Origin of the sequence: Streptomyces sp. NPDC021212, assembly GCF_044332925.1 — a bacterium.
In the GTDB taxonomy this organism is placed as follows: domain Bacteria; phylum Actinomycetota; class Actinomycetes; order Streptomycetales; family Streptomycetaceae; genus Streptomyces.
In genome coordinates this window covers 175,704-199,635 of the sequence record NZ_JBIRPZ010000006.1, presented here as the reverse complement: position 1 = coordinate 199,635, position 23,932 = coordinate 175,704, and the positions used below count along the sequence as shown (strand labels likewise).

The window sequence follows — 23,932 nt, the reverse complement described above, 5'->3', positions numbered from 1 at the left end:
CGTACGTCCGGATCGCTAGTTCCCCTCCGTGTGCGGGATCCGCCCGGCGGGGATCACGCCGAGGCGTCCGCTCTGGAAGTCCTCGACCGCCTGGGCGATCTCGGCCTTGGTGTTCATCACGAACGGGCCGTAGTGCGCGATGGGCTCGCGGATGGGCAGACCCCCGAGGATCAGGACGTCGAGGTTGGGCGTGCGGCTGTCCGGGCGCTCGGTGGCGGCGACGCTCAAGGAACCTCCCTGACCGAAGACGGCCAGCTCGTGCGCGTCCAGCGGGCGCTGTTCGGCGCCGACCGTGCCGCGCCCGGAGAGGGCGTAGACGAGCGCGTTGAAGTCGGGGCGCCAGGGCAGGTCGAGCCGGGCGCCCGGGCCGAGGGTGGCGTGAATCATGGTGATCGGGGTGAAGGTGCCGCCCGGCCCCCGGTGTCCGGCCACGTCACCGGCGATGACGCGCACCAGTGCCCCGCCGTCCGGCGAGGAGAGCAGCGTGGCCTGCTCACCCTCGATGGACTGGTACTGCGGCGGGTTCCACTTGTTGGCGCGCGGCAGGTTCACCCACAGCTGGATGCCGTGGAAGAGACCACCGGAGGCCACCAGGTGCTCCGGGGGCGTCTCGATGTGCAGGATGCCGCCACCGGCGGTCATCCACTGGGTGGCGCCGTCGGCGATCAGCCCTCCGCCGCCGTTGGAGTCCTGGTGCTCCATCTGGCCGTCGATGATGTAGGTGACGGTCTCGAAGCCCCGGTGGGGATGCCAGGAGGTGCCCTTGGGCTCACCCGGGGCGTACTCCACCTCGCCCATCTGATCCATGTGGATGAACGGGTCGAGATCGCGCAGCGAGGCCCCGGCGAAGGCCCGGTGGACCGGGAAGCCCTCCCCCTCGAAACCCCGCGGAGCGTCGGTCACCGAGCGGACCGGGCGCGGCGGGGCGGTCTGCGGGTCGGGGGCGGGGACGCGGGGCAGCTGCACGGTGCTGTCGACGGTTACGGCGGGCATGGCACTCTCCTCTCTGCGGATGCGATGTCTGGTTGAACGCTTAACCATCTCGGTTCATTCCCGCATGCCGCGCCGCATACCGTCGCGCCGTCGCGCCCTCCTGTGATGCGTCAGGCCACGCTCTTCACGGAGGAGGACTGGGCGGGGTCGTCCGCCACCGGGTCGCCGGCCTTGCGGGCCTTCCCGGTGCGCAGGTAGTAGATCGCCCCGGCCACGGCCAGGCCGAAGACCCAGGAGAAGGGGGCGACGTCCTTGAACGTCTTCGCGAGGGCGAGGATCGCGGCGATGACCGCCGAGGGGACGAAGGCGATGATCGCCTCCGGGTTGAAGCCCTTGCGGTAGTGGTACCGCCCCGCCTCGTCGGCGGAGAAGAGGGCGTCGATGTCGATGCGTCCGCGCCGCACGAAGTAGTAGTCGACGAGCAGGATCGCGACCAGCGGGCCGAGGAAGGCGCCGAGGGCGCCCAGGAAGTACTGGATGACGACGGGGTTGGAGTAGAGCTTCCACGGCATGACGACGATCGCGAGGCCCGCCGTGAGCATGCCGCCGCGCTTGAAGTTCAGGTACTTGGGGGCAAGGTTGGCGAAGTCGTACGCGGGGGACACGAAGTTGGCGACGACGTTGATGCCCACGGTGGCGATGACGAAGGAGATCGCGCCGACGATCGTGACCACCGGGTTGTCGATCTTCGCGATGACGTGGACCGGGTCGGAGATCGCCTTCCCGAACACGGAGATCGTGCCCGCCGTCATCAGCACCGAGACGACGGCGAAGGCGGTGAAGTTCACCGGCAGCCCCAGCAGGTTGCCGCGCTGGTAGGCGCGGTGGTCCGGGGTGAAGCGGGCGAAGTCGGCGTAGTTCAGCACCAGGGTGAGGAACGTGGCCACGGTCAGGCTGACCGCGATCAGGCTCTGGTGCAGCTGCTCGGCCCCGCTGAGGCCGGTGAGGCTGTCGGTGAGCGAGATGTTGCCGCCCGCCTTGACCACCAGCCAGATGGCCAGCACGAGCATGACCAGCCAGACGACCGGACCGGTCGCGAAGTCCTGCACCTTGCGGATGAATTCCATGCCGCGCGTGAGCAGCACCGCCTGCAGCGCCCACATCAGGAGGAAGGCGATCCAGCCGAGGGTCGACAGGCCGATGATGGAGTTGCGGTCGTAGGCGGCGAGACCGGGGGCGACCTGGATACCGAGCAGCACGACGGCCTCGGAGGCCAGCCAGGTCTGGATGCCATACCAGGCGACGGCCATCACCGCCCGTATCAGTGCGGGGATGTTGGCCCCGTACACGCCCCAACTCGCGCGGGCCAGAACGGGGAAGGGGACACCGGTGGTGTGGCCCGCGTGGCCCATGCGGTTCATGAACCAGTAGACGATGGTGATGCCGGTCAGGAGGGAGAGGAAGACCTGCCAGGTGGGAAGTCCGAGGACGAAGAGGCTTGCGGCGAAGGCGTAGTTGCTGATCGCGTGGGTGTCGGACATCCACAGGGCGAAGATGCTGTACGTGCCCCATTTGCGCTCGGCCGCGGGCGCGAGGTCGGCATTGTAGAGGCGGGGGTCGGGCTGGACGGGTCCTGGCATCGGTGAGGTCATCGGGCTCTCCGGGAGACGAGCGGGGGAAATGGGAGAAAGAGGGGAGACAGGGAATTCTTCGTGGGGCGGTTCACCGAGGGTGGTGTGCCGCGATTTCGGGGACATTGCGGATCGGAGTCGGCGGGATCACCTCGGCCCGGACCCGGGCCCGAAGGGGGACCCGGGAGCTTCCGGCAGATGGGCGCTGAGCGGCCAGGAGCCGATGGCCTTCGGCCTCGGCGGCGCGAAGCTCCTTACCTTGCTGGTCGACAGGCCGAGCCCGACGGCCGCCTCGGCGAACTTCACGGCGGCCGCCACTCCGTCCACCACCGGCATGCCCCCGAGTGCCGCCGAGACCTTCTCCTGGAGCCCGGCCATGCCGCCGCACCCCAGGCAGATCACCTCGGCGCCGTCCTCCTCGACGGCCCGGCGCGCGGTCCCGACGACCGCCGCGACGGTCCGCTCCTGGTCCTCCTCCAGCTCCAGCACGCCGAGGCCGGTACCGCGCACGCCCGCGCAGCGCTGGAGCAGGCCCGCCGTGAGCAGCCGGTCCCGGATCTGCGGCACGGCCCGGTCGAGGGTGGTGACGACGCCGTAGGAGTGGCCCAGCATCATCGCGAGCTGGGCCGCGGATTCGGTGATGTCGAGAACCGGCACATCGAGAAGCTCCTGCGCGCCCTCGCGCCCCGGCTCGCCGAAACCGGCCATGACCAGCGCGTCGAAGGGCTGGTCGGAGGGGAAGGTGGCCAGCCGGTCCAGTACCGCGGCGGCGCTGAGATACCCTTCGAAATGGCCTTCGATCGACTCCGGCCCCCACTGCGGCTCGGCTGCCACGATCTCGGTGCCAGGACTGGCACTGGCCTCGGCGATGGCCTTGATCGAGGCGGTCATGGAGGCCGTGGTGTTGGGGTTCATGACCAGGATGCGCATGAGGGATCTCCCACCCGAAAATTCTTGCGCGGTTCGGAATTTGGTTTCCGTAGCGTGGAAGTTGTTTTTCGATGGCCAGAACATACCTGCTCAGAGTCAGGTGTCAATGGGTTGGACACGGGTCGAGACGACCGGGCGGCGGCCGGGGACGGCGCTGAACAACCGGTTTCACTCGTACGTACCCCTGGTCGTGAGGTACGCACCGGTGTGCTCCACGCGCCGGCCGAACCAGAACGAGAGGGAGCCTGATGGAAGCTTCACCCCACCCGGTCAGAACGCGGCGCCGCCCAGGCCGGCGCATCGCGCCGGTGCTGGCGGTGGCGAGCGTGCTGCTGGCCGCCGGTTGCGGCGGCGGTTCGGCGGACGCCAACGCGGGCGGCAAGTCGGGAACCGGCGGCGAACGCGCGACCGCGCGGCCGGGCGGCTCCACGCGCGCGCCCAAGCCCGCGCGCGTGGAGCAGCTGGCGAAGTCCGTCGGCTGCGAACCGGAGTTCACCACCGAAGTGGACGACTACCGGCAGGCCGTATGCCGCAATTCCCAGGGGAAGTTCCTCTTCCTCGACTTCGTCAGGACGAAGGGCATGCGTGACTGGCTGGAGACAGCGCAGATGTACGGTGGGGTCTATCTGGTCGGCAATCGCTGGGTGATCTCGGCGTCGCCGACGAAGAACATGGAGAAGATGCGGAGCGAGTTCGGCGGCACCATCGAGAAGAGCGACTCGTTCGGCTCCTCGCCGGGCGCGTCGTCCTCACCGGGCGCGGGCTGATCGCCCGCACCCGGCCGGATGCGTGACGTCCGCTCAGACGGCGGCGAGTGCCCGGAGCGTCGCCGCCTCCCGCGGCAGCAGCCGCTCGTCGTCCCCGGGAACGAACTCCAGCAGCACGTCCAGCGGTGCGGCGCCCTGGCTGCTCAGCCGCTCGAACGCCCGGCGCCACAGCGGGGCGCGCGCGGTCAGCGGCAGCCGGGTGGTGCCGGGCCACCAGGAGAAGGCGTGGACGGCGGCGACCCGGCCGTCGAGCGTGTCCAGCCCGGTCAGTGCCTCCGCGTCGGGCAGGTCGACCGGCGGCTGCCAGTAGGTGCGCACCTCGGCGCGGCCCACCTCGTCGAGCAGGCGGAGGGTGTGGGCGGCGCCGTCGGTGAGCGTGTTGCGGTGGAACTCGTAGGCGAGCTCCACGCCCGCGTCCGCCGCGAGCGCCGCCGCGCGCCGGGTGTCCTCGACCACCGCCCGGCGCTGTTCGGGCGGTGTCGCGTCGGTGCCCGTGGCGCCCGCCCAGATCCGCACCCGGGGCGCCCCGAGGGCCACCGCCGAGCGCAGCACGGCGTCGAACTCCCCCGGGTCGGTGTGCCCGGCGCGGTAGTACGACCCGTACGAGGCGACGGCGAGCCCCGCGCCCAGGGTGGCCTCGCGCACCGCCCGGGCGACGGCCTCGTCGCCCGGGGGCACATGGACGTCGCCTCCCCATTCGACGCACTCCAGGCCCGCCCCGGCAACGACGGAGATCACCCGGGCCGGGTCGAGGTGGCGGAAGGTGACCGAGCAGATGCCAAGCCGGCTCACGCGGTCTCCTCCCGCACGGTGGGCACGGTGTGCGCAGCCCCGTCGCCGAAGTCCACGACGGTACGGGTGCCGCCGGGCCAGCGCACGGTGAGGACGCGGCCGCTGACCTCGGCGGTGGCGAGCCCGGTGAGCGGGGCCGGTCCGGGGTCGCCGGTGAGTGAGGCGAGCGCGGCGAAGAGGGTGCCGTCCGGGTCCTCGCCGACGGTGCCGGTCAGCTCCGGGACCAGGGCCCAGGTGCCGTACGCGGTGCCCCGGGGCGCCCGTACCGTACGGGAGGTGTCCCAGCCGTGCAGTCCGAGGAGCTGGCCGGTGACCTCCGCCCCGGCGAGGGACACCTCGGGGGCCCCGTCGGTGGCGTCGGTCTCGGTGGCCGTGCCCGGGGGCAGGGCGATGGACCAGCCGGTGTGGTGGACCGTGGTTCCGGCGGGGATGTTCACCGTGCGGTGGACCCGCAGTTCGAACCTGCCGCGCACCAGGGTCAGGCTGTCGAGGCGCGCCGCGGGCAGGACGGGGCCGCCGGGCGGGAAGAGTGGGGTGTGGGAGGAGGCCAGCCAGCCGGGTCCCGCGGCGAGCGGCTGGATGCGCAGCCGGTCGCTGCGTACGCCGCGCATGCGGAGGGCGATGTGGTTGTCGGGGATGTTGTCGGCGCTGGTGGGGCCGGTGCGGGTGGAGTAGGCGAGCCGCCCGTAGAGGGGGTCGGCCGGTGGCTGCTCCGCCTCCCAGGGGCGCACCTTGCAGCTGCCGTGGTTGTGCAGCCGCACCAGGCCGTCGCTCGCGGTGGTCTGGACGAGCAGCCCGGGGGCGGGCAGCGCGAGCGCCCGGTCGGGCCCTTCGGCCGGGGCGGCCTCCTCGGGTGCGGTCCACACGGGGTGGTCCGACGGGAGCAGCAGCCCGAGGAAGCCCTTCGACGCCCAGTAGGGCGAGGCGGGCCCGGAGTAGCGCTGCACGGTCGGGGCGTGCGGCCCGTACCAGCCGAGGCCGAGAACGCCGTCCGCGGTGAGCGCGCCGCGGTCGAGGAAGTGGCGGAGTGCGCCGCTGAGGAGGCGGCGGGTGGTGCCGGGCGCGAGCGGGGTGTGGCCGGTGAGCGCGCCGAGCGCCACGGCGGCTCCGGCGGCGAAGCGGTAGGTGAGGGAGCGTCCGTGGTGGATGGGGGCGCCGTTCGCGTCGAAGAGCAGCGCGAAGCCGTCGAGGAACTCCTCCAGGCGAGGGCCGAGCCGGTCCAGGAGGGTACGGTCCTGGGCGAGTTGGGCGTGCAGCAGCGGATACATGTGCAGCGCCCAGCCGTTGTAGTGGTCGAAGGCGCGTCCGTCGCCGTCCGAGTACCAGCCCTGTCCCTGGTACCAGCCGTCGAGCAGGCCGAGTGCGCGGTCGATGGCGCCGGCCGTCTCGCGGTCGCCGCGTCCGACGGATTCGAGGAAGCCCGCGACGGTGAGCTGGAAGAGGTACCAGTTGTTGGGCGCGGGCGCGTGGCGCAGTGCGCCGCGCAGCCACTCCTCGGTACGGTCCCGGGCGTCGGGCGTCAGCGCGTCCCAGGTCCACGGCGCGGTCAGGCGCAGCCCGAGCGCGATGGAGGCGGACTCCACCATGGGCTGTCCCTGCGCTCCGTGGTGTCCGATGAGCGGCCACGACTCGGCGTCGTCCCGCCCGGGGGTGCGGGTGCCGTGGTCGATGCCCTCGGTGTAACGCTCCAGGAAGCCCTGCGGGTCCTTGCCGTAGGCACCGGCCCCACGGAACGCGGCGAGCAGGAAGGTGCGGGCGAACCCTTCGAGCCCGTCGGAGCGGACACCGGACCGGGACGGCGGCCCCGGCAGGTCCAGCAGTGCGTGGTGGGGGGTGGCGAAGCGGAGCGCGGCCCGCAGCAGTCCGTCGGCGGCGGCTTCCCAGTGGGCGCGCGTGTATCCGGTGTGCGGGCTGAGGGAGCGGTCGTCTTCGGGGAGGTCGGTTACGAACATGTGGGGGTGTGTCTCCTTGTCCGTTACGGGCACCGGGGCGGTTACGCGGAGCGGTCCAGCCGTTCGTGGCGTACGGGATGCGCGAAGTCCCGGCCGGCCACATAGTTCTCGACCTCGCCGATCGCGAGGTCGGCCAGACGCCGCAGCTCACCGCTCTTCGACCCGGCGATGTGTGGGGTGAGGAGCACGTTGTCGCAGGTGAACAGCGGCGAGTCGGCCGGCAGGACCTCCGGCACGGTGACGTCGAGGACCGCGTGGAGGCGTCCCGCCACCACCTCGTCGGTCAGCGCCGCCTGGTCCAGCACCGCCCCCCGCGCGGTGTTGATCAGGGTGGCGCCGTCCGGCATGGCGGCCAGCAGCTCGCGGCCGACCAGGCCGCGGGTGGCGGGCAGCAGAGGGGTGTGCACGCTGACGATGTCGCTGGTGGCGAACAGCTCCCGCAGGCCCACCTGCCGTACGCCCAGCTCCCGGGCGTCCGGCGCCGTCACATACGGGTCGTACAGCTGGACGTCGAGGTCGTACGGCTCCAGCAGGGCGATCACCCGGCGGCCGATTTCCGAGGCGCTGAGGATGCCGACCGTTCTGCGGTAGTTGCCCGCGTCCGGGTAGCGCGCGCTCCAGTCGACGGTGCCCCGTTCGGCGCGGTAGTCGCGGGCCATGTCGAGGACGCGCTTGTTGGAGAGCAGGATCATGGCGAGGGTGTATTCGGCGACGGGTACGGCGTTGGCCGCGGCCGCCGAGGAGACCGCGATGCCGCGCTCCCAGCAGGCGTCGGTGATGTGGTGGCGTACCGTCCCGGCGGTGTGGACGACGGCGCGGAGCCGGGGCGCGGCGTCCAGGGCACGGCGGTCCAGCGGCGGGCAGCCCCAGCCGGTGACGAGGAGTTCGGCGTCGGCGAGGGCGCGGCGCGCGGCGGGGGTGGTGAAGTCGTCGAGGACGACCCGCGGATCGAGGTCGAGGAGTGCGGTGAGCCGGTCCAGCGCGCCGGACCCGAGCACCTGGCGGGCGGTGCGTCCCGCCATGGCCAGGGCGGCGCGCGGGCGCGGACCGGACGGCGGCTGCGGCGGCTGCGATGCGGTCACTTGACACTCCCTGCGGTCAGTCCGGACTTCCAGTAGCGCTGCAGCATCACGAACGCCACGATCAGCGGGACGACGGCGAGCAGCGAGCCGATGACGACCAGCGGGTAGTACTCGGGCGAGACGGTGGCGGAGCTGTTCCAGGTGTAGAGGCCGAGGCTGAGCGGATACAGGTGCTGGTCGGACAGCATCACCATGGGAAGGAAGAAGTTGTTCCAGATGGCCGTGAGCTGGAACAGGAAGACGGTCACGAAGCCGGGGCCGAGCATGCGCAGGCTGACCCGCACATAGGTCTGGAGTTCGCCCGCGCCGTCGACCCGGGACGCCTCCAGCACCTCGTTCGGTACGTAGCCGCTGCTGAGCAGGCGGGCGAGGTAGACGCCGAAGGGGTTGAAGAGGACGGGGATGAAGACCGCCCAGAAGGTGTTCACCATGCCGATGCCGGAGGCCACCAGGTACAGCGGCAGGGCGAGGACGGTGGGCGGCACCATGACGCCCGTGAGCACGAGGGCGAACAGCTTCTCCTTGTGCCGGAACTCGTACTTGTCGAACGCGTAGCCCGCGGCGACGCTGATCAGCGAGCCGGTCAGGGCGCCGACGACCGCGTACAGCAGGCTGTTGACGTACCACTCGCCGTAGAGCCCGCCGTCCATGGAGAACAGGTCGGAGAGGTTGCTCGCGAAGGAGAAGTCGCCGAAGGAGAGGATGTCGCTGCCGAAGAGCGCGTCGGCGTTCTTGGTGGACGCCAGCAGCAGCCACAGGGCGGGCAGAAGGGTGTACAGCACCGCGATCAGGACGACGGCGTTGGCCACGCCGCGGCTGGTCAGCCGGGGCCGGCCGCCGGCTCCGGGGGTGCGCACGGTGCTGGTCGGGGTGGTCGTGGTCATCGCGCGCTCCGTTCCCGGCGGCCCGACCAGCGCGTCACGGCGTACGACAGGGCGCAGGTGACGACGAGCAGGATGACCGAGGCCGCGGAGGCGAGTCCGTAGTTGTTGCGGCGGAAGGCCGCGTCAAAGATGTACATGTTGGGGGTGAAGCGGGAGTTGACCATCGGGGTGGCCTGGTTCATCAGCATGGGCTCGGTGAACAGCTGCAGCGCGCCGATCAGGGAGAACATGCACACCATCACCAGGGAGCCCCGGATGATGGGCACCTTGACCTGGAGCGCGGTGCGGATGCCGCCGGCGCCGTCGATGGTCGCCGCCTCGATCACCTCGCGAGGCAGCGCCTGGAGCGCGGCGTAGAAGATGATCATGTTGTAGCCGAGCCCGCTCCACAGGGCGATGTTGACGATCGACGGGAGCACGGTGTGCAGGCCGAGGAAGTCGATGGTGATGTCGGCCTGGCCGAAGAGCTTGATGATCGGGCTGAGCCCGGGGGTGTAGAGGTACAGCCAGATGACGGCCGCGATGATGCCGGGCACGGCGTGCGGCAGGTAGAGCAGCATCTGCGCCGTCCGCCGCAGCCGGACCAGGCCCGAGTCCAGCAGCAGGGCGATCGCGAGCGCGCCGAGGACCACGAGGGGAACGAAGATCAGGCAGTACAGGGCGATGGTGCCGAACCCGGTGAGGAAGCTCGGGTCCTGGAGCACCGCGAGATAGCTGCGCAGTCCGGTGAAGACGGTACGCCCACCACCGAAGCCGAGCCCCTCGTGGTCCTCGCCGAAGAAGCTGAGGTAGATGGCGTAGCCGACGGGGACCAGGAACACGGCGACGAGCAGTGCCGTGAAGGGGGTCAGCAGCACGGTGGCGGCGATCCGATGCTGGCGCCGCCCGGTTCTGGAGGGCGATGCGGCGGCGGCCGCCGATGGCGGCGCCTTCCGTTTCTGGGAGATGACGGTACTCACGGGATACCTCGGCTCACGGTGAAAGGGGAAGCCGGCTGAAGGGAGACACAGCGCGGGTGGCGGGATTCAGCGCTCGGTGACCGACAGGCCGAGGCTCTTCAGATCGGGCATCGTCCGGCTCTGGGCCTCGCGCAACGCCTCCAGGACACCGCCGCTGCCGGCACCGGCCTTGGCGAGACCGTCGTCACCGGAGGTGGTCGTCGACACCATCCGCGGGCCCCACTTCCAGGTGGGGGCGATCAGCTTGGCCTGCTGGTCGAAGAGGCCGAAGATGTCCTGACCGGAGAAGTAGCTGGTGTCCATCTCCTTGCGGGCGACCGGGACCAAACCGGGCACGGACGGGAAGGCGCTGCTGACCCCGCTGGAGAGCTTGGCGCGCAGGGCGTCGGGGCTGGTGACCATCCAGGAGATGAACTCCATGGCCTCCTTGGGATGGTCGCTGTCCTTGGTGACCATGAACGTCGAGCCGCCCTGGGTGCTCACCTTCGGCTTGGCCGGGTCCCACTGCGGCACCGGCGCGATGGCCCACTTGCCCTTGCCGTCGGGGGTGGACGCCATCATCGATCCCGCGGCCCAGGCGCCCGCCAGATAGCCGGCCGTCTCACCGCTGCGCAGATGGGCCCGCCACTGCTGGCTGGATGACGGCTCCACCCGCACCAGGTCGTCATCCTTCAGTCCCTGCCAGTACTTGGCGACCTTGCGGGTCGGGGCGTCGTCCATGGCCACGCGCCAGGTGTCGCCGGAGGTGTCGTACCACTTGCCCCCGGCCTGCCAGGCGTACGCGGCCATGTAGAGCGTGCCGCCGGTGGTGAAGAGGCTGGCGATACGGGACCGGGGCGCGGCCTTCTTCAGCTTGCGGGCCGAACTCTCGAACTCCGCCCAGGTCCTGGGGACCGGGATGTGGTTCTTGGTGAAGATGTCCTTGCGGTACAGGAAGACCATCGGCTCGATGTCCACCGGTACGGCGTAGGTGCGCCCGTCGAAGGTGGTGAGGTCCAGCGCCTGCGGCAGGATCTTGCGGCGTACCGAGTCGGGCAGCAGCTTGCTGATGTCCCGGGGCACCCCGTCGATCGTGAAGCCGGGCAGCTGGGGGTATTCGATGGTGGCCACGTCGGGAGCGTTGCCCGCGCGTGCGGCGTTGCTGAGCTTCGCCCAGCCGCCCTGTTCCCCCGAGGGGACCTGTGCGAAGTCGACCTTGATGTCGTCGTGGGTGCGGTTGAACTCGTCCACCACCTCCTGGCTGCCGCGCAGCGCGGACCAGAAGGTGAGGTGGACGGGGCCGTCCTTGGCGGTGTTCGCTCCGCCGCCGCTGGAGCAGCCGGTCAGCAGGAGGGCGAGCAGTGTGAGCAGTGCCGTCGTTCCGGCTGTCGCCCGGCGTCCGGTAGCCGCGCGTCCTGGGCCTCTTTGACCAGGCATGGACCCTCCCCTGTTCGCGGTGGAGTCAGGGGAGATCCTGATCGCTTGACGGAAATACCGTCAATAGATCGAACAGAAGAAACCAAAGCGGTCAAACGATCAGGAGCGCGGGGCCGTAGAATCCCGCACCACCAGACCGGGCAGCAGCTCCAGGTGGCGGGCGGCCCCCGGCCACCGGCCCTCCCGGGCGTGGTCGAGCTGCCGGAGCAGCAGCCCGAGGGCGGCCCGGCCGACCTCCGCCTTGGGCGGGGCGACGGCCGTGAGCGCGATCTGACCCATGTCGGCGACCACGTCGTTGTACGCGACCACCGAACAGTCCCGCGGCACCTCGACGCCGGCCTCCCGCAGCCGCTGGACGAGTACCAGCGCGTCCATGTCGCTGTGGATCAGCGTCGCGGTGGCCCCGGTCCCGCGCAGCGTCTCCGCCAGGTCGACCGCCCGCGGATCGGCGGCGCGCGGATCGGGGCCCGCGGTGCGCGAGCTGAGGATGGCCGTACAGCCCTCGCCGATGCCACGAGCCGCCGTCTGCCCGGCGAACTCCGCCTGGATCACCCTGGCGGTCGGGCTGTCGTCGCGCGCGGCCAGCACGATGCGCCGGTGGCCGAGGGAGGTCAGATGCCCCAGCGCCAGGTGCACCCCGTACGCGTGATCCGAGCGCACACAGTCCAGCTCGTAGTGGGAGCTGCCGCGCTCGGGGCGGCGCTCCAGCAGCACCACGGGGACGTCCAGGTCATGCAGCCAGGAGTGATCCCGCGCCGCCTCGTCCGCCGTGCGCCAGCGCGGCGAGAGCAGCAGCCCGCGCGCGCCCGCGTCCAGCGCCGAGCGCACCGCGGTGCGCTCGGCGTCGTGCTCGTCGGCCGCGATGTGCAGCGCGAGCCGCAGCCCCGCCTTCTCGGCGGCCTCCCGGGCCGCCTGCACGGACTCGGTCAGATAGCTGTTGCGCTCCGGGATCACCATGCCGACCGTGTCGCCGGTGACGCCGTCCGGGGGCACGGTGGACGCCGCGGCCATCGGCTGCAGCGAGCGGGCCACCCCGTGGCCGCGGCGCACCTCACCCCGGCGGGCCAGCTCCTCGACGTCCCGCCGTACGGTGACGACGGAAACCCCCAGTTCATCCGCGAGATCGGTGATCCGCGCGCTGCCCCGGGACTCCACCAGGTCCGCGATCCGCGCCTGCCGCTTCCGCGCCGGTTCCCGCATGTGCCACCGCCCGTCTCGCCGGACGCGTACGGCCGGACTGTGCGTCGACGCGATCGGCTTTTCGTTACCCGCTGAACACCGCCATAGTAGCGATCATTCGATCAGCGTCGCCGGGGGCGTCGTCACACACCGAAGCTGTCGGGGAAGCCGTCAGGGGGGTAGCGGCGCATCAGCCACTCGGCCTGCACCTCCAGAACACGTTGCTTGCGCCGGCCGGCGCGCAGCATCAGGAGCAGCGCGATCTCCAGGACGACGAAGAAGACGACCGGCACCAGCAGCACCGGCTTGCCGGTCTGGATCAGCTGCACCAGCAGTCCGACGGCGAGGAACAGCACCAGCACCATGGCCGGCACCAGCTTGACGAGGCTGCGCTCCCGCTCGATCATCTCGGCGTGGTTGCGGGCGGCCCGGGCGCTGCGGTCGTGGAAGGCAGGATGCCGGGCGGCCACTTCGAAGGGTGTGCCGGGCGGCACTGCCTCCCGCTGCGCAGCGGCGTCGTGGTCCGGTACGAAGACGCGGTAGCGGACCGACTTGGAGCCCCGGGTCCGATGGTGGCGGTAGCCGTACGCGGTGGCCAGCTGGACCGCCTGGTCGGGGCGGAGTTCGGTGGTGGAGATGTCCACCTCGGGCCGCCCGTCGAAGAGATGGGCATAGTGGCCGGGCAACTCCCGCCGCGCCTGGTCCACCCGCTTCGACAACATCTCTCGCACCGCGGCCACGTCTCACCTCTTGTTGCGCCCTGCCCGACCGGCTGACCGGGCACACGCTACCTGCGCCGTGGGTGGGCCGTACCAGCAGGTCAGAGGTGAGGGAACCGCGCTCCGGCATAGTGTCATACGTCAGGAAACCGACGCCGACCGACCATCAGCGGCCCTGGCAGCTCAGGCGGCTTCGGGTCCGCCGGGCGGCCGCCCGGCCCGGTCCTCTCCCCTATAACGCCTCTCCCCCATATAGAGGACAGGCCTGAAGGGGAGACGCGAAGAGGAGAGCCGGCCCGGGGCGGCACCCGCCGCGCCGTCACCGTCCGGCGCCGGACCCCGGCCACCCGGGAACAGCCGGACCACCGCGGCGCCCGTCCCCTCCTCGGCGGGCTCGTGGGGCACGGGCTGATGGGGCGCCGGGGTCCGGTCCCGGGCGGCCAGTGACAGCATCGGCGGTTTCGACGCAGAACGGTTTCCAGGGACGGTCCGCGAAACACTGGTCACCGACGTCGGGTTCATCGCGATCGCTCGCACGGCTTGGGCCCTTCCGGTCGTGGTGATGGCGAGGGGTTCTCCCTGCCATACGTAGGACCGCGCCGTGGTGCTCAATGCGGCGGGAAAAAAATTTTGAGCGCCGCGGAAATCGACGGATTCCGGGACGAATCCACGCCTCCAACGCGCGGGCGCGGAGAATACCAACCAGTAGAGATCCCTGTCCCGGCTTTATTCACTAGTGATGAGGTCTCCACGACCGTGCCACACCAGGCACTAGCGTCCGGTGTCACTCCGAAGCAAGGAGGGCGCTGTGCGATCAGCAAACCTGAGCAGATCCATCGCATCCAGCCGTACGCTCGGCAGCGGGCTCATCATTGGTGCGCTCGCCGTTACGCTCGCGGCAATTCTCATCCCCGTGAGCCTGTTCAGCTCGAGCAGCGCCGCGGTACTTCCCAACGGCGTCTCCGACGACGGCGGCGGGACGGTCACCACCCAGTACGGACCACTCACGCCGACCGATCGGGACTTCGTACGCAAGGTCAAGCTCGCCGGACTCTGGGAACTCCCCTCTGGCCGCATGGGCAAGGAACGTGGCACCACGGAGGCCGTCAAGACCGCGGGCCAGCACCTCATCGACGGCCACACCGAACTCAACCGCCGTACGGACGAAGTCGCGCAGGCCCTGGGCATCACCCTGCCCACCCAGCCCAACGACCAGCAGCAGGGCTGGCTGGACGAGATGACCAAGGCACCGAACAGCGCAGAATTCGAGCGTTTGTTCGCGCAATTCCTGCGCGCTGCACACGGGAAGGTGTTCAATCTGGTGGCACAGGTACGTGCCCAGAGCAAGAACTCCATGGTCAGGTCTCTGGCCACCAGGGCCAACACCATCGTTCTCGACCACATCACGGTCCTCGAGGACACCGGGCTTGTCGACTACGACGCCCTCTAACGACTAAGTGAAGTGATCTCATGAGGCAACAGACCCACAAGCGCGGGCGGTTCAAGAACAAAACGGTCGCCATCGTCGCCGCTCTGGCACTTGGTGGCGGCGGGGCCGCGATCATCACCGCCAACGCATCCGCAAGTGGTGACAAGGACTCTTCCGCCCAAGGTGGCGCCGTATCGGCCAAATCCGCCGGTGGCACGATCAGCTGCCCCGATGTGAGCCAGAAGCTGAGCGGCGATGTGCCGAAGGGTTCCCAGTCCCAGGTCGCCAAGGGCCTCGGTGAGCTGGACAACCAGGTGGCGACCGCCTACCAGCAGATGAACAAGGGCCAGGCCTCGGGCAATGAAGTCCTGAGCAAGCTCAACGAGCAGCGCCAGCAGACGCTCAGCCAGATGGGCCAGGCCATGGGCCAGGGCGGCGGGCAGAACGCCCAGATGCAGGGCATGGCCGACTGCAAGATGCAGCAGGTCGCGCAGGCGGGCCAGCAGGGCGGCCAGCAGCAACAGGGCCAGCAGCAAGGTGGCGACCAGCAGCAGGGCCAGCAGCAAGGTGGCAACCAGCAGCAGGGCGGCGACCAGGGCGGCCAGCAGCAGGGCGGCGAGGGCGCCAACGACGTGCCCGGCAATGCCGGTGGCCAGGCGGGCAACGGCCCCGCGCAGAACGACTTCGTCGACATCACCAAGGTGCAGCCGAACGCGAAGCAGGAGCCGCAGGTCCAGGGCAACGGCTCGGCCGGCACCTTCACTTCGGAGTGCGGCGTCGGCGAGGCGGGCCTGCGCAACAGCGACAACGTCATCGTCGCCCCCGGTGTCAGCAACGGCGCCCACCACATGCACGACTACGTGGGCAGCGACAAGAACGACGCGTTCGCCAACAACCAGACCTTCGAGCAGGGCGGCACTTCCTGCGCCAACCAGGACGACAAGTCGACCTACTACTGGCCGGTGGTCCGCAGCCAGGACGGCAAGGACGAGGCGGACGCCGACCAGCTCGGCGGCGGCCAGGAAGGCAACGTCGGCACGATCCTGACCCCCAAGGCCTCCAAGATCGAGTTCAAGGGCAACGCCAAGAGCAAGGTCACGGCCATGCCGAAGTTCCTCCGGATCATCACCGGTGACGCCAAGGCCTTCACCAACGGCGATGCCAACGCCAACGCCTCCTGGAGCTGCTCCGGCTTCGAGGACCGTCAGCTGACGGACAAGTACCCGCTCTGCCCCCAGGGCAGTGACCTGCTGCGCACCTTCGACTTCCAGGGCTGCTGGGACGGCAAGAACATCGACAGCGCCAACCACCGTGACCACGTGAAGAACGCCGGCGCGGACGGCGCCTGCCCGCAGGGCTTCAAGGCCATCCCCCAGCTGGTGAACACCATCAGCTACGAGAACCCGGGCGACACGCCGTTCGCCGTGGACGGCTTCCCCGAGCAGTTGCACAAGCCCATCACCGACCACGACGACTTCATCAACGTGATGTCGGATGACCTCATGAAGAAGGCTGTGGACTGCATCAACAGTGGCCAGCAGTGCAAAAACTGATGGCAGGTGATCACGAGGCGCGCGCCGGCCGCAAGGTCGGCGCGCGCCGCGCTGCGTCACACCACCGGGCCGCGGGCGACGCGGCCGCCGACGACGACGCCGGGGACCACCCCGGCCACGGCCACGTCGGCCACCCCGACCCCTCAGACCGTCCGGTCCTTCCCGCCATCCGGGAGCCGGGCGGTCCGTGCGTGTGGGGAGTCTCCGCCACCGGCGCCGGTGCGCTGTCCGACCAGGAGCTGACCCGCCGGCTCAGGGAGGAGTACGCCTCGGGCGCCACCAGCCCGGCCTCGGGCGACCTCCTGTACCGCCGCCACCACCAGGCGACGCTCTCGTACGCCCGGACCTGCTGCCGGGCGCTGCATGACGCCGAGGATCTGGCCTCCGAGGCGTTCATCCGCACGTTCCAGGCGGTCCGGGCGGGCGGCGGCCCGCGGGGCCCGTGGCGGCCGTATCTGCTGACCGTCGTGCGTCACACGGCGCTGGAATGGAGCGAGGGCGAGCGCCAGATCCTGCTGACCGCGGACTTCGAGTCCTGGCGGCAGCACGCGCCCACGGCCGACCCACAGTGGCATCTGGTGGCGCGCGAGGACCGTCAGCTGCTCATCCGCAGTTTCCGCAGGCTTCCGGAGCGCTGGCGGATCGTGCTGTGGCACACGCTGGTCGAGGAGGAATCCCCGCGGCGCGTGGCGTCCTTACTGGGTATCTCCCCCAGCGGTGTCACCTCCCTGGCCTTCCGCGCTCGCGAGGGGCTGCGGGAGTCGTATCTGCAGTCCCACCTGGAGTCCGCGGCGAACGCCCGCTGCCGCCACTTCAGCGGCATGATCGGCGCCTCGGTGCGGCGTGGCGGGGTGCGTGGCCACACGCTCGCGCGCCACCTGGCGGAGTGCGCCTTCTGTGCCCACGCGTACAAGGAACTGCTGGGCCTCAACGCCGCGATGCGCAGGGCGAATCACACGGCGAATCCCACGGCGGCGCCTCCGATCCGCTGACCACGCACCGGACTGCCGACCGCGATCGCGACCGGCAGTCCTTGGTGGTGTCGGTGTGCTCAGAGGCCGTTGACGCGCGCCTCCCGGGCGATACCCAGCGGACGGACGCCTGGGGCAGCGCCGGTACGGGGTCGTCGGCTCGCCCGGGACGCATGGCGCCGGATGCGGTCCATCTGCGCCATCAGCCTGCGGCCGCGCAACGCCATCTCCAGCTCGAACCGTATTCGCGGGTCACGCAGGCCCGGGCCGAAGAGCTTCTCTATCTGGCGCAGCCGGTACCGCACCGTCTGCGGGTGCACCTTCAGCGCCTTGGCCGCCTCGGGGGCGCCACCGCCCTCCAGCCAGGCCAGCAGGGTCATCTGCAGCCGTTCGCTCTGCCGGGGGGTCAGTCCGACCAGCGGCTTGAGCCAGCGCGCGGCCAACGCCCGGACCAGGGACTCGTCCTGAAGCAGCAGCAGCATCGACAGATGGTCGTCGACGAAGAGCACCCGGGGGTCGGGGCCGCCACGGCCGGGGGCCATGGTCAGCAGCCGCCGGGCCCACCGGACCGATGACGCCGCGTCGTTCAGCGGCACCACATGGCCCACGGCGGCGGTCCGGCCGCGCAGCGCGGCTTCCAGCGCGCCACGGACGCCCGGGTCCGCGGGCGCTTCCCGGTCCATGTCCCGTTCGCCGTCCTGGAGCCGCTCCGCGCCCTGGTCGGGGGCGGGATCGGGGTCCGCGTCCGGGTCGGGGATCAGCAGGCACAACTCGTCGCCGACGGCGCCGATCAGGGTGTCTCCCAGTACGGCGGCCAGTGGCGGTGCCTCGCCCGGGGTGGGCAGGGCGATGGCCTGGACCGTCTCCGGCAGCGGCCACCGGGCCGCCCGGGACAGCTCTGCCAGCGTCCGCTCGGACACCGAGACTTCGCCGATCAGCGCCTCGAAGAGGTCGCGCCGGGCCCGCTCGGGCGGTATGTCCGTGGGCGGCTCCTCGCCGTACGCGGCGTCGGAGAGAGCCTGCGGTCCGGCGCCCTCCTCGCCCGCCTTCCGGTGGCCGAGCGCCGTCAGGAGAGCCTGCTCGACTTCCCAGCGGACCTTTTCGCGCTCGGTGTCCTCCAGAAGGTCGGCGAATCCCGGGATTCTGGCCCGGAGGTTCTCGAGCACCTCGTCGGCCAGGGACGGGAGCTCATTGCGCAGCACGCGGGTCCACTCGCCACGGGGGCGGGACCAGATGCGGTTCACCAGTTCGCCCATCATTACCTCGTTCTTGCCGGGGGGAGGTCCGACCGTTGGGGGGTCGGTCGGACCCATGGAGGTTGCCTCCGTCTCCGGCTCGTCCGGTCCGGAAAGGGAGTCGAGGGTCCTCCGCTACCTCATAGAGGACCCGCGCCCCTACCGGTCCCGGTGCTTTGCCGGGTCTTTGCCATCGGGATGACAGTGGATCAGCCGAAGACGGTCTGGGCAGTGTTCATGCACGAGAAGTTGTCACGTTACGACAAATCTTATGGAGATCACGTGGAGTTCCGAGAAGCTGCTGCCCCCAAGACGACTTTGACGTATCTCGTCACCCGCGCGGAACACGCGCGATCGGGAGGCTCCAATGTCCATGTCCCAAACGCCTTCTCCCTCACAGGGGCGACGCCACGGGGGACGCCAAGCACCTGGAGGACGACGAGCCGCTCGCCGGACTCGACAGGACCAGCCCGGAATCGGATGGTCCCGGAACATCCGCATCTACGCTATCGTCGCCACCCTCGTGCTGTCCCTCATCGTGACGTACAACGCCGGCGCTTTCAGCCAGACCTTCCTCTTCCTCGACTTCGGCGCCGGGGTGCTCGCCCTGGTCTGCCTGACCGCGGCGGTCATGTGGGGGCTCGCCGCGACCGACCAGCTCATCCTGCACTCCAACCACCGGCTCATCGCCCAGGGCATCCACCGGGCGGCCGCGGTCGCCGGCCTCCTCTTCCTGGTCATTCACATCTGGGTGAAGGTCACGGAGGACCACACGAACGCAGCTTCGAGCGTGCTACCGTTCGCTGACGCAAAGCAGCCGGTACTGATCGGGCTGGGCACCATTGCCGGTTACCTCTTCGTCATCGCGGCGGTGACCGGAGCGGTCCGCAGCTCGTTCGCCGCCGCGGGCAACTCCCGCTGGCGGTACCGCTGGTGGCGGGCGCTCCACGTGGGCGCCTACCCCGCCTGGGGCCTCGCGCTGATCCATGGTCTGAAGGCCGGACGTGCGGCCAAGACCTGGGCGACATACGGCTACATCGCGGCCCTGGCCGGAGTGGCCATCGCGCTGTGGATGCGGCTCGCAGCCCGGCGCAGCCAGGACGACGATCGAGGGGACGGCATCTCGGTGAGGAACCCACCCGCCCGTGGCCTTCAGGAAGGCCGCACCCGGCGCGCCGCGCCCACTGTGCCGCGGCCCCGCGCGGCCGACTCGGGCCGACGGGACGGTGAACGGCTCGGTGCCTCCCGTGGGTGGGACCGGTGATCACGACAAAACCCAGGCTGGCCTGTGTCGATCCGCCCCGGCTGCTCGCCGGGTTGGACGAGGCGTACCGGCTCGACCGGGTCGGCCACTTGACGGTGCACGGCACGATGCCCGCCCTGCGGGCGGACGAACTCGTCGCGCTCGCGGAGAACATCGATCTCCGCGGGCGCGGCGGGGCCGGTTTCCCGTTCGCCAAGAAGGTCAGTGCGGTGGTCGAGGCGGCGGGCCGTGCGGGCGGCCGCTGCAACGTGGTGGTCAACGGCAGTGAGGGCGAGCCCAGTTGCCTCAAGGACACCGCCCTGCTGCTGCACACCCCGCATCTGGTGATCGACGGCGCCACCCTGGCCGCCGAGGCGATCGGCGCCGAGGAGGTCGTCATCGCCTGCCACCGGCCGGATGTCGAGGAGTCGCTGAGGGCCGCCATCGCCGAGCGCGGGCCCAGCGGGGTCCCGGTGGATGTGAGCGTGACGCCCGACCGGTTCGTGGCCGGTGAGGGCGGCGCCGTCATCAACGGCATCAGCGGCGCCCCGGCCATCCCCAACGGCCGGAAGATCCGGTCCAGCGAAAACGGTCTCGGCGGGCTGCCCACCCTGCTGTCCAACACCGAGACCTACGCCCAGATCGCCGTCGCGGCGCGGATGGGCGCCCTGCCGTACCGCTCGGTGGGGCTGCCCACCGAGCCGGGCACGACGCTGCTGACGGTCGGCGGTAAGTACGTGATGGAGACGCCGACCGGGGTGCCACTGACGTACGTCCTGGAGCTGTGCGGGCTCTCCCCCGGCCAGGGTGTGCTGGTGGGCGGCTACCACGGCAAGTGGCTGGACCCGAAGAGCATCAGCGCCACCACGATCTCGCGCGAATCCATGAAGAAGTACGGCGCGCGGCTGGGCGCGGGCGCGGTGCTGCCCATCCCCGAGGACACCTGCCCGCTCGGCGAGACCGCGCGGGTGGCCCGCTGGCTGGCCGCCGAGACGGCCGGGCAGTGCGGCCCCTGCTTCATCGGGCTCCCCGCCCTGGCGGACGCGATCGGCCAGGTGGAGCGGGGCGGTGGCCAGTCGTCCATCGACAATGTGCGCGCGTACATCAACTCGGTGCGCAAGCGCGGCGCGTGCAGCCACCCCGATGGCACGGCGGGCTTCGTGACCACGGCGCTGGACGCGTTTCCCGAGGAGTTCGAGTCCCATGCGCTCGGGGCCGGCTGCGGGCGGCCCACGCTCGGCGTACTGCCGATGCCCGAGGAGACCCAGCCGCTGGCCCTGCCGCCCGGTCCGGCGTCCGCGCCACCGCGCGCGGAGCGGCAGCAGCGGGGCCCGATGGAGAAGCTCCTGGTGGACTGGTCGCTGTGCCAGGGCCACGGGCTGTGCGCGGACATCCTGCCGCCCGAGGTGCTGACGCTCGGCATCGACGGCTATCCGTCCTCCGCCCGGATGGACGTGCCCCGCCAGCTGCGCGCCCAGGCGGTGCGCGCGGTGCGCCGCTGTCCCGCGCTGGCGCTGCGCATCGAGGAGTAGGTCCGCCCCGAACTCCCCTGTCCACGACGGCCGTTGCGCAACGGCCGTCGCTTGTTTTGTGCTCACGTACCCAGCGTTTTTTGCCTCTGGTGACAAATTTTAAACCGGCTGAACGTGGCTCGGCACGGGCTCCGTATGGGCATGGTGTCGGCGCCTACACCGCCGGACACCGATAAGGATTTCGCAGGGAGTGGTCATGGAGAAGCGGCGTCAGATCGCATTCGCGGGAGTGTCCGTGGCGATGGTCATGCTGACGGCGGCGTGTGGCAGCAATGACACCTCCGCGGGCAGCGCGAACGTCCAGCCCGTGGGCGGCAGCAGCCAGACGGCGGGTGCGGGTGCTTCGGCGTCGGCGGGTGCGGGTGCGGCGGCCGCGGGGGCCGGCGCGACCGGTGGATACGGCAGCGACACCGGTGCGGCGGCGGGCAGCGGTGACAGCAAGACGGGCGCGGCGAAGGAGCTCGCGGTCAAGAACGACGCCAAGCTCGGGAAGTTCGTCGCCGACAGCGCCGGTATGACCCTCTACCGGTTCGACGAGGACACTCCTAAGCCGGCCAAGTCCAACTGCAACGACGCGTGCGCCACCAAGTGGCCGCCGGTGCCCGCGGACGACGCCACGGCCGGCGCCGGCATCGAGGCCGGCAAGCTGGGCAAGGTCAAGCGGGCCGACGGCACCGAGCAGCTGACCCTGGAGGGCTGGCCGGTCTACCGCTACGCGGGTGACACCAAGGCGGGCGACACCAAGGGCCAGGGCGTGGGCGGCACCTGGAACGCGCTGGCCCCGGACGGAAAGCCGGCCGGCAAGAAGGCCGGGGGCGGCGCCCTGCAGCTGATGGTCAACAACAACGCCGACCTGGGCAAGATCATGGTGGACGGCAAGGGCATGACCGTCTACCGGTTCGACAAGGACAGCGCGTGGCCGATGAAGACGGCCTGTGTCGACGCCGCCTGCCTGGACAAGTGGAAGCCGGTCAAGGCCGTCGACACCACCAAGGTGTCCGGGGTGGACGCCTCGAAGGTCACCTCCTTCAAGCGCCCCGACGGCAGCAAGCAGGCGGCCTTCGACTGCTGGCTGCTCTACACCTTCGTCGGTGACAAGAAGCCCGGCGACACCAACGGCCAGGGCGTGAAGGGCACCTGGTTCGCGGTGACCGACAAGGGCAAGAAGGCGGGCCAGTAAGACGGCATGATGGTCCACCCCGGCGGGGGCCCGGGAGCGTGGTGCTCCGGGCCTCCCGCCGGATGTCGACGGGAGGTTGATGTGTCACGCGCACTTCGTGCCACCGCGCTCTGCGCGGCATTGCTGTTCGTGAGCGGCTGCGGTGGGAGCAGCCAGGCCGACGGGAAGAAGCCGGAGAAGGAGAACGCCCACGCCGCCAAGGAGCTGGGGAAGCCCGGGAAGCCGGCGGCCCTGACGCAGATCGCCGATGCCATCGGCTGCAAGGCGACGATCGTCACCGAGGCGGACGAACTGCGCCAGGGTTCCTGCGAGTCCGGCAAGGGCGACCGGTACACCATGGTCACCTTCGCCACCGAGAAGGGCCAGAAGGACTGGCTGAACACCTCGAAGGACTACGGGGGCATGTATCTGGTCGGCGCCCGCTGGTCGGTCACCGGCCAGTCCTCGGGGTCCCTCAAGCCGCTGCGTGCGAAGCTCGGCGGGGCCATCGAGCAGGGCTCGATGATGCACCACGGTGGGGCGGGGTCCCAGGGCGGTTCCATGTCCCACGAGAAGGGCAAGTCCCACGACGGGATGAAGATGGACTGACCGGTGACACGGCTCCCAGCCTCAAGCCGCCCGGGAGTCGGCCCACTTGAGCAGGTCGGGGTCGGCGAGCGTGGAGACCCACATGTCCACCGGCGGACGGTCGTCGACCGGTTTGCGGGGTCCCACGCCGAGCACCCTCAGCCCGGCCCGGGAGGCGGACAGGAAGCCGCAGTGGGAGTCCTCCACCGCGAGCGCGTCGCCGGGGGCCGCACCGCACAGGCGGGCGGCCGCCAGATACACATCGGGGTGGGGTTTGGGTCGCACTTCCCCGCCGGGGACCAGCACATGGTCGAAGTAGCGCAGCAGGCCGGCCTTGGAGAGCCCGTCCTCGACCACGTCGCGCGGGCAGTTGCTGGCCACTGCCAGCGGGGCGAACGCCGCCGCCTTGTGGACCAGTTCGGCCGCGCCCGGCATGGTGACCGGGTCTTCGGCCACCAGTCTGCGGAATGCGCTCAGCAGTTGCCGGGTCATCTCGTCGGCGAGGTCGGGGAGTCCCGCGAATTCGGCCATCATGCGGCCGCATTCGGTGTAGTGGAGCCCCTTGGTGCGCTGCGCGAACTCCTCGTCGGTGACGGTGCCGTAGTCCTCGAGCACCACTTCGCGGGCCTTTACCCAGTGCCGCTCCGAGTCCATCAGAGTGCCGTCACAGTCGAAGACGACGGCGGCGGGGGTCCATGCGAGAAGGGTTTGTGCTGTCATCTGCCTGCCGTTCCAGGAGAGATGGGGGAATCGGCGCAGGGATACCTGCCTGTGGCCACGGGGAGCAGCGCGGAGAAGGGCGTGTGGCGCTGCGCGCGGAATGCGCTGAAAAGCCGTCCAGGCGGAGAATTGCCTGCCCGAAACATAACGATCACTACGTTACTGAGATGACTCCGCGTAGGCAATAGGTCACTCTGTGTCGGCGATTTGTTCGTCGCTCGGCATGTTCGTCGCTCAATGCGTTCGTCGCTCGGCTTG

The 23,932-nt window shown here is 70.4% G+C and carries 21 protein-coding genes; 8 read left to right on the top strand and 13 right to left on the bottom strand.

Annotation, left to right across the window (positions count from 1 at the left end; genetic code table 11):
- Positions 1-15 precede the first annotated feature (15 nt).
- From ACH4SI_RS18030 to ACH4SI_RS18020, 3 genes are all read right to left on the bottom strand, one after another.
- Positions 16-993, bottom strand: a complete 978-nt coding sequence (locus tag ACH4SI_RS18030) for a pirin family protein (RefSeq protein ID WP_398296724.1) — start codon at positions 991-993, stop codon at positions 16-18.
- Between the two features lie 110 nt (positions 994-1,103).
- The gene (locus ACH4SI_RS18025; RefSeq protein WP_398296723.1) at positions 1,104-2,585 is read right to left on the bottom strand and encodes an NCS1 family nucleobase:cation symporter-1; all 1,482 of its coding nucleotides are present in this window, start codon (positions 2,583-2,585) and stop codon (positions 1,104-1,106) included.
- Between the two features lie 126 nt (positions 2,586-2,711).
- Positions 2,712-3,494 (bottom strand): aspartate/glutamate racemase family protein, encoded by a 783-nt coding sequence (locus tag ACH4SI_RS18020; RefSeq protein ID WP_398296722.1) that lies wholly within the window; start codon positions 3,492-3,494, stop codon positions 2,712-2,714.
- A gap of 248 nt (positions 3,495-3,742) precedes the next feature.
- Between ACH4SI_RS18020 and ACH4SI_RS18015 the strand changes: the two genes are divergently transcribed.
- Positions 3,743-4,261 carry a hypothetical protein gene (locus ACH4SI_RS18015; protein WP_398296721.1) on the top strand — a complete coding sequence of 173 codons (519 nt, stop codon included), beginning with the start codon at positions 3,743-3,745 and terminating at the stop codon, positions 4,259-4,261.
- Positions 4,262-4,294: 33 nt separating this feature from the next.
- On the opposite strand, the gene ACH4SI_RS18010 is transcribed toward ACH4SI_RS18015, so the two are convergent.
- The 8 genes from ACH4SI_RS18010 to ACH4SI_RS17975 form a co-directional block, all read right to left on the bottom strand.
- Positions 4,295-5,053 (bottom strand): sugar phosphate isomerase/epimerase family protein, encoded by a 759-nt coding sequence (locus ACH4SI_RS18010; RefSeq protein WP_398296720.1) that lies wholly within the window; start codon positions 5,051-5,053, stop codon positions 4,295-4,297.
- Entirely contained in the window at positions 5,050-7,005 is a 1,956-nt protein-coding gene (locus ACH4SI_RS18005) for a DUF2264 domain-containing protein (RefSeq protein WP_398296719.1), read from the bottom strand. The genes ACH4SI_RS18010 and ACH4SI_RS18005 overlap by 4 nt, the downstream gene beginning before the upstream one ends.
- A 41-nt stretch (positions 7,006-7,046) precedes the next feature.
- Entirely contained in the window at positions 7,047-8,027 is a 981-nt protein-coding gene (locus tag ACH4SI_RS18000) for a hydroxyacid dehydrogenase (RefSeq protein WP_398297116.1), read from the bottom strand.
- A 56-nt stretch (positions 8,028-8,083) separates the two neighbouring features.
- Positions 8,084-8,971, bottom strand: a complete 888-nt coding sequence (locus ACH4SI_RS17995; protein WP_398296718.1) for a carbohydrate ABC transporter permease — start codon at positions 8,969-8,971, stop codon at positions 8,084-8,086.
- Positions 8,968-9,930, bottom strand: coding sequence for a carbohydrate ABC transporter permease (locus tag ACH4SI_RS17990; RefSeq protein WP_398296717.1), 963 nt, complete (start codon positions 9,928-9,930; stop codon positions 8,968-8,970). Before ACH4SI_RS17990 ends, ACH4SI_RS17995 begins: the two co-directional genes overlap by 4 nt.
- Positions 9,931-9,996: 66 nt before the next feature.
- Entirely contained in the window at positions 9,997-11,346 is a 1,350-nt protein-coding gene (locus ACH4SI_RS17985; RefSeq protein WP_398296716.1) for an ABC transporter substrate-binding protein, read from the bottom strand.
- A gap of 99 nt (positions 11,347-11,445) precedes the next feature.
- Positions 11,446-12,546, bottom strand: coding sequence for a LacI family DNA-binding transcriptional regulator (locus ACH4SI_RS17980; protein WP_398296715.1), 1,101 nt, complete (start codon positions 12,544-12,546; stop codon positions 11,446-11,448).
- Between the two features lie 122 nt (positions 12,547-12,668).
- Complete coding sequence (locus tag ACH4SI_RS17975) at positions 12,669-13,265, bottom strand: hypothetical protein (protein ID WP_398296714.1); 597 nt, start codon at positions 13,263-13,265, stop codon at positions 12,669-12,671.
- Between the two features lie 787 nt (positions 13,266-14,052).
- Between ACH4SI_RS17975 and ACH4SI_RS17970 the strand changes: the two genes are divergently transcribed.
- The 3 genes from ACH4SI_RS17970 to ACH4SI_RS17960 are packed head-to-tail and all read left to right on the top strand — an operon-like array spanning position 14,053 to position 17,218.
- Positions 14,053-14,694, top strand: coding sequence for a DUF4142 domain-containing protein (locus ACH4SI_RS17970; RefSeq protein ID WP_398296713.1), 642 nt, complete (start codon positions 14,053-14,055; stop codon positions 14,692-14,694).
- A 20-nt stretch (positions 14,695-14,714) separates the two neighbouring features.
- Positions 14,715-16,226 (top strand): DUF1996 domain-containing protein, encoded by a 1,512-nt coding sequence (locus ACH4SI_RS17965; RefSeq protein WP_398296712.1) that lies wholly within the window; start codon positions 14,715-14,717, stop codon positions 16,224-16,226.
- A complete protein-coding gene (locus ACH4SI_RS17960; RefSeq protein WP_398296711.1) occupies positions 16,226-17,218 on the top strand; it encodes an RNA polymerase sigma factor in 993 nt (330 codons plus the stop codon). The genes ACH4SI_RS17965 and ACH4SI_RS17960 overlap by 1 nt, the downstream gene beginning before the upstream one ends.
- 59 nt (positions 17,219-17,277) lie before the next feature.
- Here ACH4SI_RS17960 and ACH4SI_RS17955 read toward each other — a convergent pair whose 3' ends face one another.
- Positions 17,278-18,456 carry a PucR family transcriptional regulator gene (locus tag ACH4SI_RS17955; protein ID WP_398297114.1) on the bottom strand — a complete coding sequence of 393 codons (1,179 nt, stop codon included), beginning with the start codon at positions 18,454-18,456 and terminating at the stop codon, positions 17,278-17,280.
- A 499-nt stretch (positions 18,457-18,955) separates the two neighbouring features.
- Between ACH4SI_RS17955 and ACH4SI_RS17950 the strand changes: the two genes are divergently transcribed.
- The 4 genes from ACH4SI_RS17950 to ACH4SI_RS17935 all read left to right on the top strand — a co-directional run bounded on the left by ACH4SI_RS17950 (position 18,956) and on the right by ACH4SI_RS17935 (position 22,975).
- Complete coding sequence (locus tag ACH4SI_RS17950; protein WP_398296710.1) at positions 18,956-19,696, top strand: hypothetical protein; 741 nt, start codon at positions 18,956-18,958, stop codon at positions 19,694-19,696.
- A complete protein-coding gene (locus ACH4SI_RS17945; RefSeq protein WP_398296709.1) occupies positions 19,693-21,207 on the top strand; it encodes an NADH-ubiquinone oxidoreductase-F iron-sulfur binding region domain-containing protein in 1,515 nt (504 codons plus the stop codon). The genes ACH4SI_RS17950 and ACH4SI_RS17945 overlap by 4 nt, the downstream gene beginning before the upstream one ends.
- Before the next feature lie 196 nt (positions 21,208-21,403).
- A complete protein-coding gene (locus ACH4SI_RS17940; protein ID WP_398296708.1) occupies positions 21,404-22,387 on the top strand; it encodes an SCO0930 family lipoprotein in 984 nt (327 codons plus the stop codon).
- Positions 22,388-22,468: 81 nt separating this feature from the next.
- Entirely contained in the window at positions 22,469-22,975 is a 507-nt protein-coding gene (locus ACH4SI_RS17935) for a hypothetical protein (RefSeq protein ID WP_398296707.1), read from the top strand.
- 21 nt (positions 22,976-22,996) lie between these two features.
- Here the strand turns inward: ACH4SI_RS17935 and ACH4SI_RS17930 are convergent, their stop codons facing one another.
- Positions 22,997-23,674, bottom strand: coding sequence for an HAD family hydrolase (locus ACH4SI_RS17930; RefSeq protein WP_398296706.1), 678 nt, complete (start codon positions 23,672-23,674; stop codon positions 22,997-22,999).
- Positions 23,675-23,932 lie beyond the last annotated feature (258 nt).

Coding starts and splice junctions, on each gene's coding strand:
- ACH4SI_RS17995 (WP_398296718.1), bottom strand. CDS start 8,971: ATGACCACGACCACCCCGACCAGCACCGTGCGCACCCCCGGAGCCGGC.
- ACH4SI_RS17965 (WP_398296712.1), top strand. CDS start 14,715: ATGAGGCAACAGACCCACAAGCGCGGGCGGTTCAAGAACAAAACGGTC.
- ACH4SI_RS18025 (WP_398296723.1), bottom strand. CDS start 2,585: ATGACCTCACCGATGCCAGGACCCGTCCAGCCCGACCCCCGCCTCTAC.
- ACH4SI_RS17985 (WP_398296716.1), bottom strand. CDS start 11,346: ATGCCTGGTCAAAGAGGCCCAGGACGCGCGGCTACCGGACGCCGGGCG.
- ACH4SI_RS17955 (WP_398297114.1), bottom strand. CDS start 18,456: ATGATGGGCGAACTGGTGAACCGCATCTGGTCCCGCCCCCGTGGCGAG.
- ACH4SI_RS17980 (WP_398296715.1), bottom strand. CDS start 12,546: ATGCGGGAACCGGCGCGGAAGCGGCAGGCGCGGATCGCGGACCTGGTG.
- ACH4SI_RS18020 (WP_398296722.1), bottom strand. CDS start 3,494: ATGCGCATCCTGGTCATGAACCCCAACACCACGGCCTCCATGACCGCC.
- ACH4SI_RS17940 (WP_398296708.1), top strand. CDS start 21,404: ATGGAGAAGCGGCGTCAGATCGCATTCGCGGGAGTGTCCGTGGCGATG.
- ACH4SI_RS17960 (WP_398296711.1), top strand. CDS start 16,226: ATGGCAGGTGATCACGAGGCGCGCGCCGGCCGCAAGGTCGGCGCGCGC.
- ACH4SI_RS18000 (WP_398297116.1), bottom strand. CDS start 8,027: ATGGCGGGACGCACCGCCCGCCAGGTGCTCGGGTCCGGCGCGCTGGAC.
- ACH4SI_RS18005 (WP_398296719.1), bottom strand. CDS start 7,005: ATGTTCGTAACCGACCTCCCCGAAGACGACCGCTCCCTCAGCCCGCAC.
- ACH4SI_RS17930 (WP_398296706.1), bottom strand. CDS start 23,674: ATGACAGCACAAACCCTTCTCGCATGGACCCCCGCCGCCGTCGTCTTC.
- ACH4SI_RS18030 (WP_398296724.1), bottom strand. CDS start 993: ATGCCCGCCGTAACCGTCGACAGCACCGTGCAGCTGCCCCGCGTCCCC.
- ACH4SI_RS18015 (WP_398296721.1), top strand. CDS start 3,743: ATGGAAGCTTCACCCCACCCGGTCAGAACGCGGCGCCGCCCAGGCCGG.